21 protein-coding genes and 1 pseudogene are annotated in these 18,443 nt (G+C 56.0%); 17 read left to right on the top strand and 5 right to left on the bottom strand.

The features are described from left to right. The first annotated feature begins 40 nt into the window (after positions 1–40). From fliF to lpxO, 15 genes and pseudogenes are all read left to right on the top strand, one after another. Positions 41–1,732 carry a flagellar basal-body MS-ring/collar protein FliF gene (fliF, locus tag ACR6JA_RS04030; protein WP_008458145.1) on the top strand — a complete coding sequence of 564 codons (1,692 nt, stop codon included), beginning with the start codon at positions 41–43 and terminating at the stop codon, positions 1,730–1,732. After that, a complete protein-coding gene (fliG, locus tag ACR6JA_RS04025) occupies positions 1,729–2,721 on the top strand; it encodes a flagellar motor switch protein FliG (RefSeq protein WP_008458144.1) in 993 nt (330 codons plus the stop codon). The genes fliF and fliG overlap by 4 nt, the downstream gene beginning before the upstream one ends. Then, a complete protein-coding gene (gene fliH / locus ACR6JA_RS04020; RefSeq protein ID WP_008458143.1) occupies positions 2,714–3,409 on the top strand; it encodes a flagellar assembly protein FliH in 696 nt (231 codons plus the stop codon). Before fliG ends, fliH begins: the two co-directional genes overlap by 8 nt. Beyond that, positions 3,409–4,767, top strand: a complete 1,359-nt coding sequence (fliI, locus tag ACR6JA_RS04015) for a flagellar protein export ATPase FliI (protein ID WP_008458141.1) — start codon at positions 3,409–3,411, stop codon at positions 4,765–4,767. Before fliH ends, fliI begins: the two co-directional genes overlap by 1 nt. A 12-nt stretch (positions 4,768–4,779) precedes the next feature. Beyond that, positions 4,780–5,223 carry a flagellar export protein FliJ gene (gene fliJ / locus ACR6JA_RS04010; protein WP_008458139.1) on the top strand — a complete coding sequence of 148 codons (444 nt, stop codon included), beginning with the start codon at positions 4,780–4,782 and terminating at the stop codon, positions 5,221–5,223. Continuing rightward, positions 5,220–6,461: a flagellar hook-length control protein FliK gene (locus tag ACR6JA_RS04005; protein WP_494492926.1), complete on the top strand. Its 1,242-nt coding sequence runs from the start codon at positions 5,220–5,222 to the stop codon at positions 6,459–6,461. The genes fliJ and ACR6JA_RS04005 overlap by 4 nt, the downstream gene beginning before the upstream one ends. Positions 6,462–6,582: 121 nt before the next feature. Then, positions 6,583–7,050 carry a flagellar basal body-associated protein FliL gene (gene fliL, locus ACR6JA_RS04000; RefSeq protein WP_008458135.1) on the top strand — a complete coding sequence of 156 codons (468 nt, stop codon included), beginning with the start codon at positions 6,583–6,585 and terminating at the stop codon, positions 7,048–7,050. Between the two features lie 4 nt (positions 7,051–7,054). Continuing rightward, on the top strand, positions 7,055–8,059 hold the full coding sequence (gene fliM / locus ACR6JA_RS03995; RefSeq protein ID WP_166872879.1) for a flagellar motor switch protein FliM: 1,005 nt from the start codon (positions 7,055–7,057) through the stop codon (positions 8,057–8,059). Beyond that, complete coding sequence (gene fliN / locus ACR6JA_RS03990; protein WP_008458131.1) at positions 8,056–8,466, top strand: flagellar motor switch protein FliN; 411 nt, start codon at positions 8,056–8,058, stop codon at positions 8,464–8,466. Before fliM ends, fliN begins: the two co-directional genes overlap by 4 nt. Further along, on the top strand, positions 8,467–8,847 hold the full coding sequence (gene fliO, locus ACR6JA_RS03985; RefSeq protein ID WP_166872876.1) for a flagellar biosynthetic protein FliO: 381 nt from the start codon (positions 8,467–8,469) through the stop codon (positions 8,845–8,847). After that, on the top strand, positions 8,847–9,587 hold the full coding sequence (fliP, locus tag ACR6JA_RS03980) for a flagellar type III secretion system pore protein FliP (RefSeq protein ID WP_008458126.1): 741 nt from the start codon (positions 8,847–8,849) through the stop codon (positions 9,585–9,587). The genes fliO and fliP overlap by 1 nt, the downstream gene beginning before the upstream one ends. Positions 9,588–9,599: 12 nt before the next feature. Then, positions 9,600–9,869: a flagellar biosynthesis protein FliQ gene (gene fliQ / locus ACR6JA_RS03975; protein WP_008458124.1), complete on the top strand. Its 270-nt coding sequence runs from the start codon at positions 9,600–9,602 to the stop codon at positions 9,867–9,869. Beyond that, positions 9,866–10,658, top strand: a pseudogene (gene fliR / locus ACR6JA_RS03970) (flagellar biosynthetic protein FliR); the annotation flags it as partial. The gene fliQ and the pseudogene fliR, both read left to right, overlap by 4 nt. A 342-nt stretch (positions 10,659–11,000) precedes the next feature. Beyond that, positions 11,001–11,624, top strand: coding sequence for a transcriptional regulator RcsA (gene rcsA / locus ACR6JA_RS03965; RefSeq protein WP_008458120.1), 624 nt, complete (start codon positions 11,001–11,003; stop codon positions 11,622–11,624). A 182-nt stretch (positions 11,625–11,806) separates the two neighbouring features. Beyond that, positions 11,807–12,715: a lipid A hydroxylase LpxO gene (lpxO, locus tag ACR6JA_RS03960; RefSeq protein WP_213716432.1), complete on the top strand. Its 909-nt coding sequence runs from the start codon at positions 11,807–11,809 to the stop codon at positions 12,713–12,715. A 106-nt stretch (positions 12,716–12,821) separates the two neighbouring features. On the opposite strand, the gene dsrB is transcribed toward lpxO, so the two are convergent. Continuing rightward, on the bottom strand, positions 12,822–13,010 hold the full coding sequence (gene dsrB, locus ACR6JA_RS03955) for a protein DsrB (protein ID WP_166863116.1): 189 nt from the start codon (positions 13,008–13,010) through the stop codon (positions 12,822–12,824). Between the two features lie 129 nt (positions 13,011–13,139). On the opposite strand from dsrB, the gene yodD reads away from it, so the two are divergent. Beyond that, complete coding sequence (gene yodD, locus ACR6JA_RS03950) at positions 13,140–13,373, top strand: YodD family peroxide/acid resistance protein (protein ID WP_008458114.1); 234 nt, start codon at positions 13,140–13,142, stop codon at positions 13,371–13,373. Positions 13,374–13,810: 437 nt separating this feature from the next. On the opposite strand, the gene dgcQ is transcribed toward yodD, so the two are convergent. From dgcQ to ACR6JA_RS03935, 3 genes are all read right to left on the bottom strand, one after another. Further along, on the bottom strand, positions 13,811–15,478 hold the full coding sequence (gene dgcQ / locus ACR6JA_RS03945) for a cellulose biosynthesis regulator diguanylate cyclase DgcQ (RefSeq protein ID WP_494492925.1): 1,668 nt from the start codon (positions 15,476–15,478) through the stop codon (positions 13,811–13,813). Positions 15,479–15,664: 186 nt separating this feature from the next. Continuing rightward, complete coding sequence (locus ACR6JA_RS03940; RefSeq protein ID WP_008458110.1) at positions 15,665–15,844, bottom strand: YodC family protein; 180 nt, start codon at positions 15,842–15,844, stop codon at positions 15,665–15,667. 92 nt (positions 15,845–15,936) lie between these two features. Continuing rightward, on the bottom strand, positions 15,937–16,854 hold the full coding sequence (locus tag ACR6JA_RS03935) for a DUF808 domain-containing protein (protein ID WP_494493253.1): 918 nt from the start codon (positions 16,852–16,854) through the stop codon (positions 15,937–15,939). Positions 16,855–17,023: 169 nt separating this feature from the next. Here ACR6JA_RS03935 and yedA point away from each other — a divergent pair, with 169 nt between their 5' ends. Continuing rightward, entirely contained in the window at positions 17,024–17,941 is a 918-nt protein-coding gene (yedA, locus tag ACR6JA_RS03930) for a drug/metabolite exporter YedA (RefSeq protein ID WP_494492924.1), read from the top strand. On the opposite strand, the gene ACR6JA_RS03925 is transcribed toward yedA, so the two are convergent. After that, the gene (locus ACR6JA_RS03925; RefSeq protein WP_494492923.1) at positions 17,942–18,442 is read right to left on the bottom strand and encodes a very short patch repair endonuclease; all 501 of its coding nucleotides are present in this window, start codon (positions 18,440–18,442) and stop codon (positions 17,942–17,944) included. It lies immediately after the preceding gene. Position 18,443: the final 1 nt, after the last annotated feature.

Raw genomic sequence — 18,443 nt, 5'->3', positions numbered from 1 at the left:
ACTCTAAAAATTCTGTCAACGCTAAGCCGCGAGGTGTGGAATGACCACTGCTGCTCAGGCGCAAACGCCGCAAAACAAGACTCTTGAGTGGTTGAATCGCCTTCGTGCTAATCCCAGAATCCCGCTGATAGTGGGCGGTGCCGCCGCCGTTGCCGTGCTGGTGGCCCTGGTGCTTTGGGCAAAATCTCCCGATTACCGCGTGCTGTACAGCAACCTCGCCGATCAGGACGGGGGCGCGATTGTTACCCAGCTTCAACAAATGAATATTCCCTACCGCTTCTCAGACAACGGTAGCGCCATCATGGTCCCGGCAGACAACGTCTACGATCTGCGTCTGCGCCTGGCTCAGCAGGGCCTGCCTAAGGGCGGTGCCGTCGGCTTCGAGCTTCTGGATCAGGAAAAGTTTGGTATCAGTCAGTTTAGCGAGCAGGTGAACTACCAGCGGGCGCTGGAAGGCGAACTGGCCCGCACCATTGAAACGCTTGGCCCGGTGAAGAATGCCCGCGTGCATCTCGCCATGCCAAAACCATCCCTGTTTGTTCGTGAACAAAAGTCCCCTTCTGCTTCCGTTACCCTTAGCCTCGAACCTGGCCGCGCGCTGGATGAAGGGCAAATTAATGCCGTAGTGCATATGGTTTCCAGCGCCGTGGCTGGTTTGCCGCCGGGTAACGTCACGCTGGTCGATCAGGGTGGCCATTTGCTGACGCAGTCCAACAACGCAGGCCGTGACCTTAACGATGCCCAGCTCAAGTACGCGACTGACGTAGAGAGCCGCTACCAGCGCCGCATTGAATCTATCCTTGGCCCGATTGTCGGCAACGGCAACGTGCATGCTCAGGTCACCGCGCAGATCGATTTTGCCAACAAAGAACAAACCGAAGAGCAGTATCACCCTAATAGCGATCCGGCCCAGACCGCGGTCCGCTCTCGCCAGTTGAACCAGACCTCTCAGGTTAACGGTCAGTTCCCGGGCGGCGTGCCGGGCGCGCTTTCCAACCAGCCGGCGCCAGCGAACACGGCACCGATTTCGACGCCGCCGCAGAACAACCAGGCTAACCAGCAGGCCAACAACGGCCAGCAGAACCAGACCAGCACCACCGGTCAGAACGGCAGCAGCAACACTTCGCGTGACGAAACCACCAACTATGAAGTGGACCGCACCATCCGTCACACCAAGCTGAACGTAGGGGATATTCAGCGTCTTTCCGTGGCCGTGGTAGTGAACTACCGCCAGCTTGCCGACGGGAAACCTTTACCGCTCACCGCCGACCAGATGAAGCAGATCGAGAACCTGACCCGTGAAGCGATGGGCTATTCCGAATCCCGCGGCGACACCCTGAACGTGGTCAACTCTCAGTTCACCGCCACCGAAGACGACAGCGGCAGCAGCCTGCCATTCTGGAAGTCTCCGGCCTTCTTCGACATGCTGCTCTCTGCGGGTCGCTGGCTGATTGTGCTGATTGTAGGCTGGGTACTGTGGCGTAAAGCGATTCGTCCACAGCTCACCCGTCGCGCGGAAATTCTGAAAGCCGCCAGCGAAGCGAAAGAGAGCCTTAAAGCCGAAGAACAAGCCGTCGCCGTGTCGCTTAGCCGTGATGAACAGCAACAGCAGCGTAAAGCTAACCAGCGCCTGAGCGCCGAAGTCATGAGTCAGCGTATTCGTGATATGTCCGACAACGATCCTCGCGTAGTTGCGCTGGTGATCCGCCAATGGATGAGTACTGAAATATGAGTATTACCGGAACAGAAAAGAGCGCCATCCTGCTGATGACCATTGGCGAAGACCGCGCCGCTGAGGTGTTCAAGCACCTCAGCCCGCGTGAAGTACAGCATTTAAGTGCGGCGATGGCTAACACCCATCAAATTTCAAACAAACTGCTGACCGAAGTGTTGGCCGAGTTTGAACAAGAAGCCGAACAGTTCGCCGCACTGAGCATCAATGCCAACGACTATCTGCGTACCGTATTGATCAAAGCGCTGGGCGAAGAGCGTGCCTCCAGCCTGCTGGAAGATATTCTCGAAACCCGCGATACCACCAGTGGCATCGAAACGCTCAACTTTATGGAGCCGCAGAGCGCCGCCGATCTTATTCGCGACGAACACCCGCAGATCATCGCCACCATCCTGGTTCACCTCAAGCGTGGCCAGGCGGCGGACATTCTGGCGCTGTTCGACGAACGCCTGCGCAACGACGTGATGCTGCGTATCGCCACCTTTGGCGGCGTTCAGCCGGCCGCGCTGGCAGAACTGACCGAAGTGCTGAACAACCTGCTCGACGGCCAGAACCTCAAGCGCAGCAAAATGGGCGGCGTGAGAACGGCAGCGGAAATTATCAACCTGATGAAAACCCAGCAGGAAGAAGCCGTTATTACCGCCGTGCGCGACTTCGACGGCGAACTGGCGCAGAAAATCATCGACGAGATGTTCCTGTTCGAAAACCTTGTGGCCGTGGACGACCGCAGCATTCAGCGTCTTCTGCAGGAAGTGGAGTCCGAATCTCTGCTTATCGCCCTCAAAGGTGCAGAACAGGCGCTGCGCGAGAAGTTCCTGCGCAACATGTCCCAGCGTGCTGCCGACATCCTGCGCGACGACCTCGCCAACCGTGGCCCGGTACGTCTGTCGCAGGTGGAAAACGAACAGAAAGCTATCCTGCTTATCGTGCGTCGCCTGGCGGAAACCGGCGAGATGGTGATCGGCACCAGCGAGGATACCTATGTCTAATACGCTGCCATGGAAACTCTGGACGCCTGAAAACCTCGCCTTCCCTACGCCGGTGTTCGAAGAGATTGTGATGCCGGAAGCGACGGCCGAGCAGGAAGAGCCGGAAAGTGAGCCGGACCTCCAGCAAACGCTGGCGATGATGCAGGCCCAGGCCCGAGAACAGGGCCACAGCGCGGGCTTTGCCGCCGGGCACGATCAGGGCGTGGAAGAAGGCCGTAAAGCGGGCTTCCAGCAAGGCCTTGAGCAAGGCATCAATGAAGCCCGTCAGCAGCAGGCACCGGTTCACGCCCGGATGCAGCAGCTGGTGAGCGAATTCCAGTACACGCTGGATGCGCTGGACAGCGTGATTGCTTCCCGCCTGATGCAAATGGCGCTGGAAGCCGCGCGGCAGGTCATTGGCCAGACGCCGGCCGTAGATAACAACGCGCTGATCAAACAGATTCAGGGCCTGCTGATGCAGGAACCGCTGTTCAGCGGTAAGCCGCAGCTGCGCGTACACCCGGATGACTTACAGCGGGTAGAAGAGATGCTGGGTGCCACGCTAAGCCTGCACGGCTGGCGTTTGCGCGGCGACCCAAGCCTGCACCAGGGAGGCTGCAAAGTCTCCGCCGATGAAGGCGACCTTGACGCCAGCGTGGCCACTCGCTGGCAAGAGCTGTGCCGTCTGGCCGCGCCAGGAGTGCTCTGATGACCGCGCGCCTGACCCGCTGGCTGAACACGCTCGACAATTTTGAAGCGCGGATGGTCGAACTGCCGTCCGTTCGCCGCTACGGCCGACTGACCCGCGCCACTGGCCTGGTCCTGGAGGCAACTGGCCTGCAGCTGGCGCTGGGCGCGACCTGCATCATTGAACAGCACGATCGCGAAGTCGAATGTGAAGTCGTGGGCTTCAACGGTCACAAACTGTTTCTGATGCCGCTGGAAGAAGTGGAAGGCATTTTGCCTGGCGCCCGGGTTTATGCCCGCTCGGCGACGGCGGAAGGCCTGCACAGCGGTAAAAAACTGCCGCTCGGCCCCGCCTTGCTCGGCCGCGTGCTCGACGGCAGCGGCCGCCCGCTCGACGGGCTGCCTTCGCCGGATTCCGACCTGATGGGCGCGCTGGGTGCAGCCCCGTTTAACCCGCTCCAGCGTACCGCGATTGAACATGTTCTTGACGTTGGCGTTCGCCCGATTAATGCCCTGCTGACGGTAGGTCGCGGGCAGCGTATGGGCCTGTTTGCCGGTTCAGGCGTGGGGAAAAGCGTCCTGCTCGGCATGATGGCGCGTTATACCCAGGCTGACGTGATCGTCGTGGGCCTGATTGGCGAGCGTGGTCGCGAAGTAAAAGACTTTATCGAGAACATTCTCGGTGCCGAAGGCCGGGCGCGTTCCGTTGTGATTGCCGCCCCGGCGGACGTTTCTCCGCTGCTGCGTATGCAGGGTGCCGCCTATGCGACAAGAATCGCCGAAGACTTCCGCGATCGCGGCCAGCACGTCCTGCTGATCATGGATTCACTGACGCGTTACGCCATGGCCCAGCGTGAAATCGCCCTCGCTATTGGCGAACCTCCGGCGACCAAAGGCTATCCGCCTTCGGTCTTTGCCAAGCTCCCGGCACTGGTCGAGCGTGCGGGGAACGGCATACACGGCGGCGGTTCGATTACCGCCTTTTATACCGTACTCACCGAAGGCGACGATCAGCAGGACCCGATTGCCGACTCCGCGCGAGCCATTCTTGACGGCCACATTGTGCTGTCGCGCCGCCTGGCAGAAGCGGGCCACTACCCGGCCATCGACATCGAAGCTTCTATCAGCCGTGCCATGACATCGTTGATTACCGAGCAGCATTACGCCCGGGTACGTCGTTTCAAACAGTTGTTATCCAGCTTCCAGCGCAACCGTGATTTGGTGAGCGTAGGGGCTTACGCCAAAGGCAGCGATCCGATGCTCGATAAGGCCATTGAACTGTGGCCGCATCTTGAAGCCTTCCTGCAACAAGGCATTTTTGAACGCGCAAACTGGGAAGAAGCCAGCCTCGCACTGGAGACGCTTTTCCCCACGGTTTGATGAGAGGTGACCATGAACCAAAACAGCGCACTGGATACTTTGCGTGAACTCGCCGCCCAGGAAGTGGAAAAAGCGGCGATTCGTTTAGGGGAGATGCGCCGGGGTTGCCAGCAGGCGGAAGAGCAACTCAACATGCTGATTAACTATCAGTTTGAGTACAGCAACAGCCTGAATGACAACATGAGCCAGGGGATTGCCAGCACCCGCTGGCAGAACTACCAGCAATTTATACGCACGCTGGAAAAAGCCATCGAACAGCACCGCCAGCAGCTGATGCAGTGGTCCAATAAAGTTGATCAGGCATTGGGCGCGTGGCAGGAAAAACAAAAGCGCCTGCAGGCATGGCAAACCCTGCAGGACAGAAAGGCAGCGGAGCTGTTGCTCGCAGAGAACAGACTCGATCAGAAGCAGATGGACGAATACGCCCAGCGGGCCACATTGAGGAAAGGTGAATGATCACATTGCCAAAAATTCTGTTAAACACCGGGGCCGATACCGCTGCCACCGGGGATGCAAAAGTCGCGGACGGCAAAGGCTTCGGTGAAGACTTCCTGACTCTGCTGGGCAAAGCTTTGCCGGCAAACGTCGCTTTAGAGGACGGCAAATCGCTGCCTCTGGGCGCGGCGTTAAGCAAAGTTGCCGCGGCCAATGCGGCCAAAGGTGAGACCCAGGACGGCCAGGCAGCTCTCGCTGAACTGCTGAACTCACCGGAGCAACCTGAAGCGCTTTCCACCCTGCTCACCTCCCTCGGCAAAACAGAAACGGGTGATAAGCCAGAGGCGGAGCTGAAAGACGCCAAAACCGATAAGCCCCTGAGCGACGCGGAGCTGCAAACGCTTAGCGCGCTGTTTGCGATGCTGCCTCAGCCCGTGACCGCTGCACAGCCCGCGGCGCTAGCTAAAACAGCTACCGACACGGCATCGCTGTCCGCCCTGACCTCTACGGCAGGGAATACCCCAGGCAAAAATACCGCGGACAGCCTGCTGCCTGCTGGCGGCAGCGCGAAGAAAACCGCTCCGGCGGGGGCAACGCTTGCGGACAGTAAATCTGTTGCAGCCAATACCCCGGCAGCTGCTCAGCCGCAGGGGGATGACAAAGCCCAACTGGTCGCCAGTAACACGCCTGACAGTCGAGATAACGCTGCTCCGCAGGCAAATAACACCGCCCCAGCTACGGCGCAGATAACCCCGGCCATCAGCAGCGCCACCGTCGCTACCCCAACCACAACGCACATCGCTACCCCTACGGCACCGATGATCAGCGCCCAGTTAGGAAGCCATGAGTGGCAACAGCAGATTTCTCAGCACGTTACGCTGTTTACCCGTCAGGGCCAGCACAGCGCCGAGCTGAGATTGCACCCGGAAGATCTCGGTCAGGTGCAAATTAGTCTAAAACTAGAAGATAACCAGGCGCAGCTGCAGATGATGTCGCCGCACAGTCACGTGCGCGCCGCGCTTGAAGCCGCGCTGCCGTCACTGCGTACTGCGCTGGCGGAAAGCGGTATCCAGCTTGGACAGAGCAACATCAGCAGCGAAAGCTTCGCTCAGCAGCAGTCCGGCCAGCAGCAACAGCAGCAAAGCACCCGCGGCGGGGAACGTTTTTCCCTTAATGGCAATGACGTCGAACCGCTCCCGGTGGCCGATAGCCTGCAGCGTCTGGCCAGCAGCAACGGTGCGGTGGATATCTTCGCCTGAGCCCCGTTAAAGGGTAAACGCCAGAGCTAGCGACAATAAACGTGTGTTTTCCGGGCTTTGACCGCCCGGAGACACGGGATAATTGCTATTCAGCAGTACCGATACAGGAATAAAGCGTTCAATGACTGATACCGCTATCACGAAAGGCCGTAAACGCGCCATCTGGGTGCCGATACTGGTTCTTATCACACTCGCCGCGTGCGCCACCGCAGGCTACAGCTACTGGCGCATGCAGCAAACGCCAGCCACAGCCCAGGCTAAAACGCCTGAGCCGCCGCCTGCGCCAGTGTTCTTCGCTCTGGATACGTTTACCGTCAATCTGGGTGATGCGGATCGCGTGCTGTACATCGGCGTCACGCTGCGTTTGAAAGATGAAGCGACCCGCCAGCGCCTGAGCGAATTCCTGCCGGAAGTTCGCAGCCGTCTGTTGCTGCTGTTCTCTCGCCAGGACGCCAATCAGCTTGCTACCGATGCCGGTAAGCAGAAGCTGGTGGAAGCGATTAAAACTACTCTGGCGCCGCCTCTGGTCGCCGGGCAACCTCAACAGGTAGTCAGCGACGTGCTGTATACCGCCTTTATTTTGCGGTAAGTCCATGGGCGACAGTATTCTTTCTCAGGCCGAAATCGATGCGCTGTTAAACGGCGACAGTGAGAATAACGACGAGCCGAAGGCCGGGGCGCCGGGCGAATCCGATATTCGTCCCTATGACCCGAATACCCAGCGTCGCGTGGTGCGTGAGCGCCTGCAGGCGCTGGAAATTATTAACGAGCGTTTTTCTCGTCAGTTCCGTATGGGGCTGTTTAACCTGCTGCGTCGTAGCCCGGACATCACCGTCGGGGCCATCCGTATCCAGCCGTATCATGAGTTTGCCCGCAACCTGCCGGTACCAACTAACCTGAACCTGATTCACCTGAAACCGCTGCGCGGCACCGGGCTGTTCGTCTTTTCACCCAGCCTGGTGTTTATTGCGGTAGACAACCTGTTTGGCGGGGATGGCCGCTTCCCAACGAAAGTGGAAGGCCGGGAGTTTACCCACACCGAACAGCGCGTGATCAACCGTATGCTGAAGCTGGCGCTGGAATCCTACAGCGACGCGTGGAAGGCGATTTACCCGCTGGACGTGGAATACGTTCGTTCGGAGATGCAGGTTAAATTTACCAACATCACCACGTCGCCTAACGACATCGTGGTTAACACCCCGTTCCACGTCGAAATTGGCAACCTGACCGGGGAGTTCAACATCTGCCTGCCGTTCAGCATGATTGAACCGCTGCGCGAGCTGCTGGTGAACCCTCCGCTGGAGAACTCCCGTCAGGAAGATCAAAGCTGGCGCGACACCCTGGTGCGCCAGGTGCAGCATTCCGAGCTGGAATTGGTGGCGAACTTCGCCGATATCCCGCTGCGGTTATCCCAAATCCTAAAACTGAAACCTGGCGATGTGCTGCCCATCGAAAAGCCAGATCGTATTATCGCGCACGTGGATGGCGTACCGGTCCTGACCAGCCAGTACGGCACCATTAACGGCCAGTATGCCCTGCGCGTCGAACATTTGATCAACCCGATATTGAATTCGCTGAATGAGGAACAGCCCAAATGAGTGATATTAATCAACCGTCCGATGACAATGCAGGCTCAGTGGACGATCTGTGGGCTGATGCGTTAAACGAGCAGAAAAGTTCCGGGAAAAGTACCGCGGATAACGTATTCCGCGCGCTGGAAGGCAATGACATTGCCGGCAACGTGCAGGATATCGACCTGATCATGGACATTCCGGTCAAGCTGACCGTCGAACTGGGCCGTACCCGCATGACCATCAAAGAGCTGCTGCGCCTGACGCAGGGTTCCGTGGTCGCGCTTGACGGACTGGCCGGCGAACCGCTGGATATTCTGATCAATGGTTACCTGATTGCCCAGGGTGAAGTGGTTGTCGTCGCCGACAAATACGGCGTGCGAATTACCGACATCATCACCCCATCAGAACGTATGCGTCGCCTGAGCCGCTAAATGACAACCCAGGCCACCGTCACTCAGCCCAGCGTCAACGCCAGCTCGCCGCTTGTTCAGGTTAGCGGGGCGTTGGCCGGCATTGTTATTTTTATTCTGGTGGCCGCATGGCTGGCAAAGCGCTTTGGTTTTCACGGGGCGGGTGTCGGCGTAAAGAAGTCGCTGAACATTAGCGCCAGCGTGAGCGTAGGCCCACGCGAGCGCGTTGTGGTGGTGGACGTCGAAGACGCTCGTCTGGTCCTCGGCGTCACCGCCAGCCAAATCACGCACCTGCACACGCTGCCTCCTGCGCCGGTCACGGATACGGTTGAAAAAGCCCCCGCGCCTGCCGATTTCCAGAAACTGATGAAGAACCTGCTTAAACGTAACGGGAAAGATTGATGAAACGTTTGCTGACGCTCTCGTTACCCGGCCTATTTTTGCTCCTCCCTGCGGCCGCCTTCGCACAGTTACCGGGCCTGATAAGCCAGCCCCTCGCCAACGGCGGGCAGAGCTGGTCCTTGCCGGTGCAGACGCTGGTCTTTATTACCTCCCTGACCTTCCTGCCGGCCATTTTGCTGATGATGACCAGCTTTACGCGCATCATCATCGTTTTTGGCCTGCTGCGTAACGCCCTGGGCACACCGTCCGCCCCGCCTAACCAGGTGCTGGTTGGCCTGGCGCTGTTTTTGACCTTTTTTATTATGTCGCCGGTGTTCGACAAAATTTATACCGACGCCTACCAGCCCTTCAGCGAAGACAAGATCTCGATGGAAGTGGCAATGGATAAAGGCGCTCAGCCGCTGCGCGAATTTATGCTGCGCCAGACCCGTGAAGCCGATCTGGCGCTGTTTGCACGTCTGGCGAACACTCAGCCGCTGCAGGGACCGGAAGCCGTGCCGATGCGTATTCTGCTGCCTGCCTATGTCACCAGCGAGCTGAAAACCGCGTTCCAGATTGGTTTTACCGTATTTATCCCGTTCCTGATTATCGACCTCGTGATCGCCAGCGTCCTGATGGCGCTCGGGATGATGATGGTTCCCCCCGCGACAATTGCCCTGCCCTTTAAGCTGATGCTTTTCGTGCTGGTCGACGGCTGGCAGCTGTTGGTGGGTTCCTTGGCGCAAAGTTTTTACAGCTAGCGGAGAAAGAAAATGACGCCAGAATCGGTCATGATGATGGGCACCGAAGCGATGAAGGTGGCCCTAGCCCTTGCGGCCCCGCTGCTGCTGGTTGCGCTGATAAGCGGCCTGGTCATCAGCCTGCTGCAGGCGGCCACGCAGATCAACGAAATGACGCTGTCGTTTATTCCAAAAATTCTGGCCGTGTTTGTGACCATCGTCATTGCCGGGCCGTGGATGCTTAACCTGCTGCTGGATTACATGCGTTCCCTGCTGACCAATCTGCCGAACACCATTGGATGATCCACGTTGACAGCACCCAGTGGCTAAACTGGCTAAGCCTCTATTTCTGGCCGCTGCTGCGCGTGCTGGCGCTGATCATGACCGCCCCCATTCTGAGCGAGCGATCGATCCCCAAGCGGGTTAAGCTTGGGTTGGGGCTGATGATCACCTTTATCATCGCACCTTCCCTGCCCGCAACAGGGGTGACGATCTTTTCTGCCGCGGGTTTCTGGCTGGCAATACAACAAATTCTTATCGGTGTTGCGCTGGGTTTTACGATGCAGTTCGCTTTTGCTGCCGTGCGTACCGCCGGGGAACTTGTGGGCCTGCAAATGGGGCTCTCTTTCGCCACCTTCTTCGATCCGGGCAGCCGCCTCAATATGCCGGTTCTGGCCCGTTTTCTTGATATTCTGGCGATGCTGCTGTTCCTGACCTTTAACGGCCATTTATGGCTGATTTCGATGCTGGTCGATACTTTTCATACCCTGCCCATCGGCGGCGAGCCGATCAACAGCAACGCGTTTATGGCGCTGACCCGAGCGGGCGGTCTGATCTTTCTCAATGGCCTGATGCTGGCCCTGCCGTTAATCACTTTGTTACTAACGCTTAACATCGCCCTGGGACTGTTAAACCGTATGGCTCCCCAGCTATCGGTATTTGTTATCGGTTTCCCCGTCACCTTATCTATCGGCATGCTTATTTTTATGGTAATGATGCCGCTTATCGCCCCCTTTACCGAACATTTATTCGGCGAGATTTTTGATCTGCTCGCGGATATTGTCAGTGAAATCCCCGCAAATTAATAACCCTGATTTTCATACTGCCTCTCTGAGGATATTCCTAAAAAAATATGTTAATAACATCCGCCAAGATATATCTGGCGCGGAATATAAGTTTTTACCTTGCTCACAATACACAACATTCACTTTACTTTAAGAACATTCCTGGCAAATTATAGGCAACTTTCCGGGATAGTGATTTCGCCTTTTAAATTATTAATAATGGTTACCCATAAATAATTAGAACTGCGGAAAATGCGGCGGATTGGCTTTGCCCTGGGACTGACATTGTCACTCGCGGTACAAAACCAGTACAGCTTTCAATCTGCGCTCCTGATTATTACGGGTATAACGCGCTTAGTGAGGGTTTGCTATGTCAACGATTATTATGGACTTATGCAGCTATACCCGGCTGGGGCTTGTCGGCTACTTAGCCAGCCGCGGGGTTAGAAAACGGCATATTGCAGATGTAGAAACGGTAGAACAGCTGGCACAGGCATGCCAGTCGCAGGCACCCAGCGTGGTGTTTATTAATGAAGACTGTTTTATTCATGACCCGGAAAGCAGTCAGAGAATTAAGCAGATCATTAATCAACATCCAGGGACGCTATTTTTAGTCTTTATGGCGATTGCTAATATTCACTTTGATGAATATCTTCTGGTCAGAGAAAATCTGCTGATCAGTTCGAAATCCATCAAGCCAGAATCTTTAGACGATATTTTAGCGGAATACTTAGCAAAAAATGCACAATGTATTGGACATATTAATTTGCCGACACTTTCTCTTAGTCGCACAGAGTCCAGCATGCTAAAAATGTGGATGTCAGGACAGGGAACGATTCAAATCTCTGATCAAATGAACATCAAGGCAAAAACCGTTTCGTCTCATAAAGGAAATATTAAACGCAAAATCAAGACCCATAACAAGCAGGTGATATATCATGTAGTTCGCCTCACCGATAACGTCACCAACGGTATTTTTGTTAACCTCCGGTAGCTGACTTACGCTGCATCCCTACGCCACTGTGGCCGCACTATTTAATCTCTGACGCCCGTCAGAGATTAAATACAAGTTAAACGACACTCTTTTCCGTAACAAAACCGCAACCTTTGCAAAAAAAAGCAGAAAAATCTCACTAGACTTATGCCATACAAGTATACATGGAGAGATTTGTTGCTATGGTAGCCGTTATTGTTCTTGGCATTTTTATTATCAGCGTCTTTTACGCCCACTCCCGCGGTGTCGAAAAACAGAAGCTTTCCCGCCAGCTTTTTGACCACTCGACCTTTATGGCCCCGATCAATATGTTCATGACGCGTTTCTCGCGTCTGCCGCCTGAACAGCCGTATTTCCCGACCAGTGACTTTCCGGAACTGCAAAAGCTGACGGACAACTGGGAAATCATTCGAGAGGAAGCGCTGCGCCTGCAGGGCCACATCAAAGCGGCAGAAAGCCACAACGATGCCGGGTTTAATACGTTCTTCAAGCGGGGCTGGAAGCGTTTTTACCTGAAGTGGTACAGCGATGCACACCCGTCTGCGCATGAGCTTTGCCCGATCACCACAAAGCTGGTCAGCGAAATTCCGTCTGTTAAAGCGGCGATGTTCGCGGAACTCCCGGCAGGTTCTTACCTGGGCAAGCACCGGGATCCGTATGCCGGATCGGTGCGTTACCACCTTGGGCTTGCCACGCCCAACGACGACCGCTGCTTTATTGAGGTCGACCGGCAGCGCCACAGCTGGCGCGATGGCGAAGCGGTAATTTTTGATGAAACCTACGTACACTGGGCGGAAAATAAGAGCGAACAGACCCGTATTATTCTGTTCTGCGATATTGAGCGCCCGATGAAATGGCGCTGGGCGCAGGCCGTTAACCACTGGGTAGGCACCACACTGATGTCAGCCGCCAGCTCGCCAAATAGCGACAGCGACCGCACCGGCGGGCTGAACCGCATCTTCAAGTATGTTCACGCGCTGCGCGACAGCGGGCAAAACCTGAAGAAGCGAAACCGGAAAGTGTATTACGCGATGAAATATTCGGTGATTACGGTGATTTTTGCGGCGATTATTGTGCCTAGCGTGGTGTAAAGATTGCCGCTCCCCGAAAGCGAGGAGACTGTCCAGCGTTCACCTGATAGATTTCCCCCTCTCCCTTCCAGGGAGAGGGCCGGGGTGAGGTCATACATCCTTTACCCTACTCTTCGCGCTCCACAAAAATGCCGTCCGGGTGGCCTGACTCATTAAAGAACCAGATCCCCAGCGGATAATCCTCCAGCGATACAAGATACATCGTTCCTTCGTTAAATGGCTCCACCGCCAGAACGACCCCCGAACGCCGCGGGCCACCATCGGTCTTTACGGTCACCCGATCATTGATTTTCATGGTTATTTCCTCCAGAGATATTGCCTGCCATTGTAGATCAAAAACACCCTGGGCGCCCTTCCTCCTGGCCACCTTGCGCATTATCTGAAACAGCTATACTTAAGGGTGGTAGTCAGCGAGGGCAAAGTGATGAAGAGCGTGAAAATCAGCGGCAGCGCGGCGCATCAGACAACGGAAGTGGATGTCGACGCACTGCTTGCCGCCATCAACGAAATTAGCGAAAGCGATATCCGGCACGCCAGCAGCGAGGAGCACCCGCAGCGAGTGAGCGTGGATGGGCGAGACTGGCATAGCTATAAGGAGCTGGCGGATGCTTTTGAGCTGGATATTCGGGATTTTAGCGTGAATGAAATTAACCGCTAAGAAAAGCATCCCGGCCGGGGAGCCGGGATGAAAACTTGCTGAAGCAAGAAGCACTTGAAATTCGTTACATCAGGAAATCTGATGTGTTGACCACATTACCTTAAATTTTATTGAATACAAGGATATATTCTTTTCAGGAATGTCTATAACCGCACTCATTGACGCAATCAATTTGAATCCAATGCCTTGTTAAATCGTTTTTTTAAACCTGATGCCCGCATCAAAGGGCCATTTTAGCGCTGAATAAATTAAGATTTATCCTAAACTGAACATTCTGATTTCGCTTGCCGTACTGGGACGAATAAAAAATAAACGCGCCTCTGCCTCGCCCACTACGTGACAAAAACATTACGCTTGCTTTAGCGAGCCGCACCTTCAGTAACCGAATAAAACATCAGCAGTGCTTATATGATATAGCGGCCACGCCCGACGGGAAATCAGTCCTGGGTGCAAACCTGGTTGCGTCCATTCTGCTTCGCCTTGTACAACCGCCGGTCGGCAATGGACTGCAAATGCTCAAAATCATAATCGTGGCGCTCATGGGCGCAGCTCACGCCAAACGAGGCGCTGATTTTAAGGGTCTGCCCGGCCTGTAAAAGCAGCTCTTTGGTATTGATGCGGTGCCGAATCCGCTCGGCGACGGCTGCCGCCTCCGGAAGCTTCGTGCCCGGAAGCAGCACGCAGAACTCTTCCCCGCCCACGCGCCCGGCCACATCCTCTTCCCGAAGGGAGGAAGCAAGCAGCGCGGCGGCATGAGACAACACCTTGTCGCCGGCGTGATGCCCGTAGCGATCGTTAATGCCTTTAAAGAAATCGAGGTCCATCTGGATCACAGAGAACGGTTTTTCCTCGCGCTGGCAATCCAGCGCCATTCCGTGGGCAATATCGAAGAAGGCTCCGCGATTGTAGAGCCGGGTCAGGGTATCGTAATTTGCGCGCCAGCTCAGCGTTTGCTGCAGCGTCAACATATTGCTCACCAGCCGCCGAATCACCCGCCATGAGATGAACAACATCAGCGTAAAGAGCAGCCAGAGCAGCGTTAGCACAATGCTGATTCGTCCAAATTCCCCCTGCACACCCTCGCCGAGGGTATGCACTTTAATCAGCACGCCGTCAAAGTTCATCAGCTTCGCCCACGTCACGAAACGGCTGTCCATCCGCAGCTCGCCTTCATCTCCGCTTTCCATGGAGCGGGCAATCTCAGCCTGCTGTTTGGCGCTAAACACCGGCGCCTGCGGCGCGCTGTCCGCCGCGGTGGCAATGAGCGAGAAATGCCTGTCAAACAGCATCACGGTGCCTTCATAGCGATTGTGAGACAGCTCCTGAAGGAATGCATGCATTCCGCTGACGGGAAAATCCATCGCCAGCACGCCGTACCAGCGCTGATTCAGATCCAGCGGTACAGCGGCGGTAATAATCTGCCCATTTGGGCTGCCTGGGTTATAGGTATGCGTCCACTGCAGGCCACGGCCTGGGTTATTTTGCGGCGACTGAGCGCCAAAATAGGGCTGAGCAATGAGCCGATAATAGAGTGACACAAGGCCCGGATCGTTTTCCGGCGGCGTACTTGAGAGGAAAAAGCCCGCCCGCGAAGCGTAGAACACGCGCCTTTGCAGGTCTCGCTTGTCGTCGGCAAGCTGCATGATGTAGCTGAACTCCAGCGCCGCCTCCAGCTCAGGATAAAGCCAGCGCTCATCGCGGTCGAGCACGTGGCTGTGGCTGACAAACTCGTCGGAAACGCCGTTAATCGGCATCCCGCGATTAAGATCCAGCTTTAATTGCCAGTAAGGCTGCGTTCGCTGGACGGCAAAATCCGCCAACGCCTGACGTGAAATATCGGTGGAAATAGGAGACTGCAGCGCATAATGCATGGTGTTGCGGTAAAACAGCAGGCTATCAATGCTGTGCTGCAGCTGCCGGTCGAGCGCGGTGGCAATATTATCGAGGCTGTTACGCTGGTTAGAAATATAGGCGGACTCCAGCACCGCCACTTCACGCCAGGTCAGCAGCGTTGAGCATAGAAACACAACAATAAAACAGAGGTTTACCACCCGCTGCGGTCTTTTATAGCGGCTGATAAACCGCTCAAATGTAGTACCGATCAAGGGGGATCCTCCCTGGCGGACGACCCGGCCGCGGTTATCAGTTCCTTCCGAAAACCCCGGAAGAATGAATTCTTTACAGATTTTGCCACCGCGACAGCGCTTTGTCGAAGTTGGCCTGCAGAAAAACGCCTTATCCCAGGATAAAAAAACCCGGCATAGCCGGGTTCCGTTAAAAAACCAGACACATCACGCCTGCTGATGCTCTCTGGTTTCCGCTGGCGCAAGGTCATCCTCACGAAACGCCTCGCGCTTTACGCCGTATCCATCGTACCAACGGCACTCCACCATGCCACTGGAATAACCCGTGACAATCATGCGTGGGCCGCCGTTCTTACGCCGGACTTCATCGCTGACCACATAAACCATAGCCGCCTCCGGCGTTAGGGGTGAAAACCTCTAAAGGTATAGTCAATGGTCAGCGTTTTTTCCTGACTAAAGCGTTATTTTTCATCTCGAACTTAGTGTGAAGCGCCCTCGCGAAGGTGATTTATGCCGTTCACCACTAGCAGCACAATCCCGCCCGCAATAAAGCCGAGCACCAGGTTGGCAAGCGTCGGACCGGCAAGCTCAACCACGCCGCCAAACTGCCCCATCCATTGCTCAATGCCGTGATGAAGCGCGGGCACGCCGTGCACCAGGATACCGCCGCCGACGAGGAACATCGCCAGCGTCCCGACAAACGTGAGGATCTTCATTAGCCAGGGAGCAAGAATAAGCAGCCCTTTCCCCACCGCCTGTGCCAGCGCCGCACGCTTATCTGCCAGCCAGTATCCGAGATCGTCAATTTTCACGATCATCCCGACCAGGCCATACACGCCGATAGTCACCAGAATGGCTATTCCTGCCAGGATTAACACCTGATTTAGCAGCGGCGCTTCCGCCACAATGCCAAGCGTGATGGCGACGATTTCCGCCGAAAGAATAAAGTCCGTGCGCACCGCCCCTTTCACCTTATCTTTTTCAAAGGCCAGCGGGTCCTGGGCGGCAACGGCCTCCAGCCTAGCCTGCTTTTCCTCCGCGCTTTCTTTGTGCTTTCTCGCCTGCAGGCTGTGCAGCACTTTTTCCACGCCTTCAAAACATAAAAACGCTCCGCCCACCATCAGCAGCGGCGTAATTGCCCAGGGCGCAAAGGCGCTAATAACCAGTGCCAGAGGCACCAGGATAAGCTTATTTAGGAACGATCCTTTTGCCACGCTCCAGACGACAGGCAGTTCCCGATTCGCGCGCAGGCCAGAAACCTGCTGAGCATTCAGCGAGAGGTCATCGCCCAGGACGCCTGCCGTTTTTTTTGCCGCGAGTTTGCCCATAACCGAAATGTCGTCCAGCAGCGTGGCGATGTCGTCGAGCAAAGTGAGTAAGCTACTTCCAGCCAAAATATCTGTCCTTATTGATGTCGATACCCAAGAGTATGAAGCAAAAAGCGCGCCGCGAAAAATCGCCGCGCTTGTCAATAAAAATTAACATTACATCAACAAGTATAAAGCTCGCTATCCGCCCGCTTTTGGCGTTAACTGTCGGCCTGAAATTGGTGTCTGGTGAGGGATTATGCGAGCTCGTTCTGGTCAATTAGTGCCGCTGATAGCGGCACTGTTTGCGTTGTACATCATCTGGGGTTCAACCTATTTGGCGCTGGCTATCGGAGTAAAAACCTGGCCGCCGTTTATCCTCGCCGGAACGCGCTTTATGCTTGCGGGCTCGCTGCTGATGGGCATACTGCTGCTTCGCGGCCACAAGCTGCCCAAGCTGCGCCCAACGCTTAACGCCGCCCTGATCGGCGTGCTTCTGTTGGCCATCGGCAACGGCTGCGTCACGGTGGCCGAGCACCAGCACGTCCCTTCCGGCATTGCCGCCGTCATGGTCGCCACCGTGCCGCTGTTTACCCTCTGCTTCAGCCGCCTGTTTGGCATTAAAACGCGCAAGCTGGAGTGGCTCGGCATTGCCATTGGCCTCGCGGGTATTGTGTTGCTGAACAGCGGCGGCAATCTCAGCGGTAACCCCTTCGGCGCTGTCTTAATTCTTATTGGCTCCCTGAGCTGGGCGTTTGGGTCGGTTTACGGGTCGCGCATCGAACTGCCCGACGGCATGATGGCCGGCGCGGTGGAAATGCTGGCTGCCGGGATTGTGGCGCTCAGCCTCGCGGCGCTCACCGGCGAACGGCTGACAACGATGCCGGACACCTCCGGCTGGCTGGCGCTGGGCTATCTCGCGCTGTTTGGCTCGATGATCTCCATCAGCGCCTATATGTACCTGATTCGAAATGTCTCCCCGGCGGTGGCGACCAGCTATGCCTACGTCAACCCGGTTGTGGCCGTGCTGCTGGGCACCACCTTTGCGGGGGAAAGCCTGTCGGCGATGGAATGGCTGGCGCTGGGGATCATTATTTTTGCCGTGGTGCTGGTCACGCTGGGTAAATACCTGTTCCCGGCCAAACCGGTGATTGAGACGTGTGAAGTCGAAAAATAGTTAGTCAGTGGCCAGCCTCTGCTGGCCACTGTCGTGTCGCTGATGAATCCCGGTCACGTTAATTTCCGCGCTACGCCCGCCGCTGCAAATCCACTCTTCTAACCGTTCACACAGCGCCCGATCCTGCATTTTCTCACGGCCACGCAGCGCGCATTCCCAGACAATTAAAACTCGCCAGCCCTGCGCCAGCAAAAGCGCCGTGTCTCGCTTATCCCGCACAACGTTGCGCCCTATTTTTTCCAGCCAGAACTCGGTGCGCGTGGCCGGGACTTTAAACAAATAGCAGTCGTGATGATGCCAGAAACAGCCGTGGGTAAAGATAACGCAGCGGTATTCATCCACCACAAAATCAGGTTTGCCGGGCAGTGCGGCATCCTGCACGCGAAAGCTAAACCCGCACTCTGCCAGCAGCCCGGCCAGATGTTTTTCAATGGCGGTGTCACGCGTGGCAATCGCCCGCATGTTTTTACTGCGTATCGCCTTGCTGTGTACATCCGCCATT

The sequence above is a fragment of the Cedecea sp. B1(4) genome, from assembly GCF_059414925.1.
Note: the sequence above shows the minus strand (reverse complement) of the source record. Positions and strands in the feature narration are given on the sequence as shown.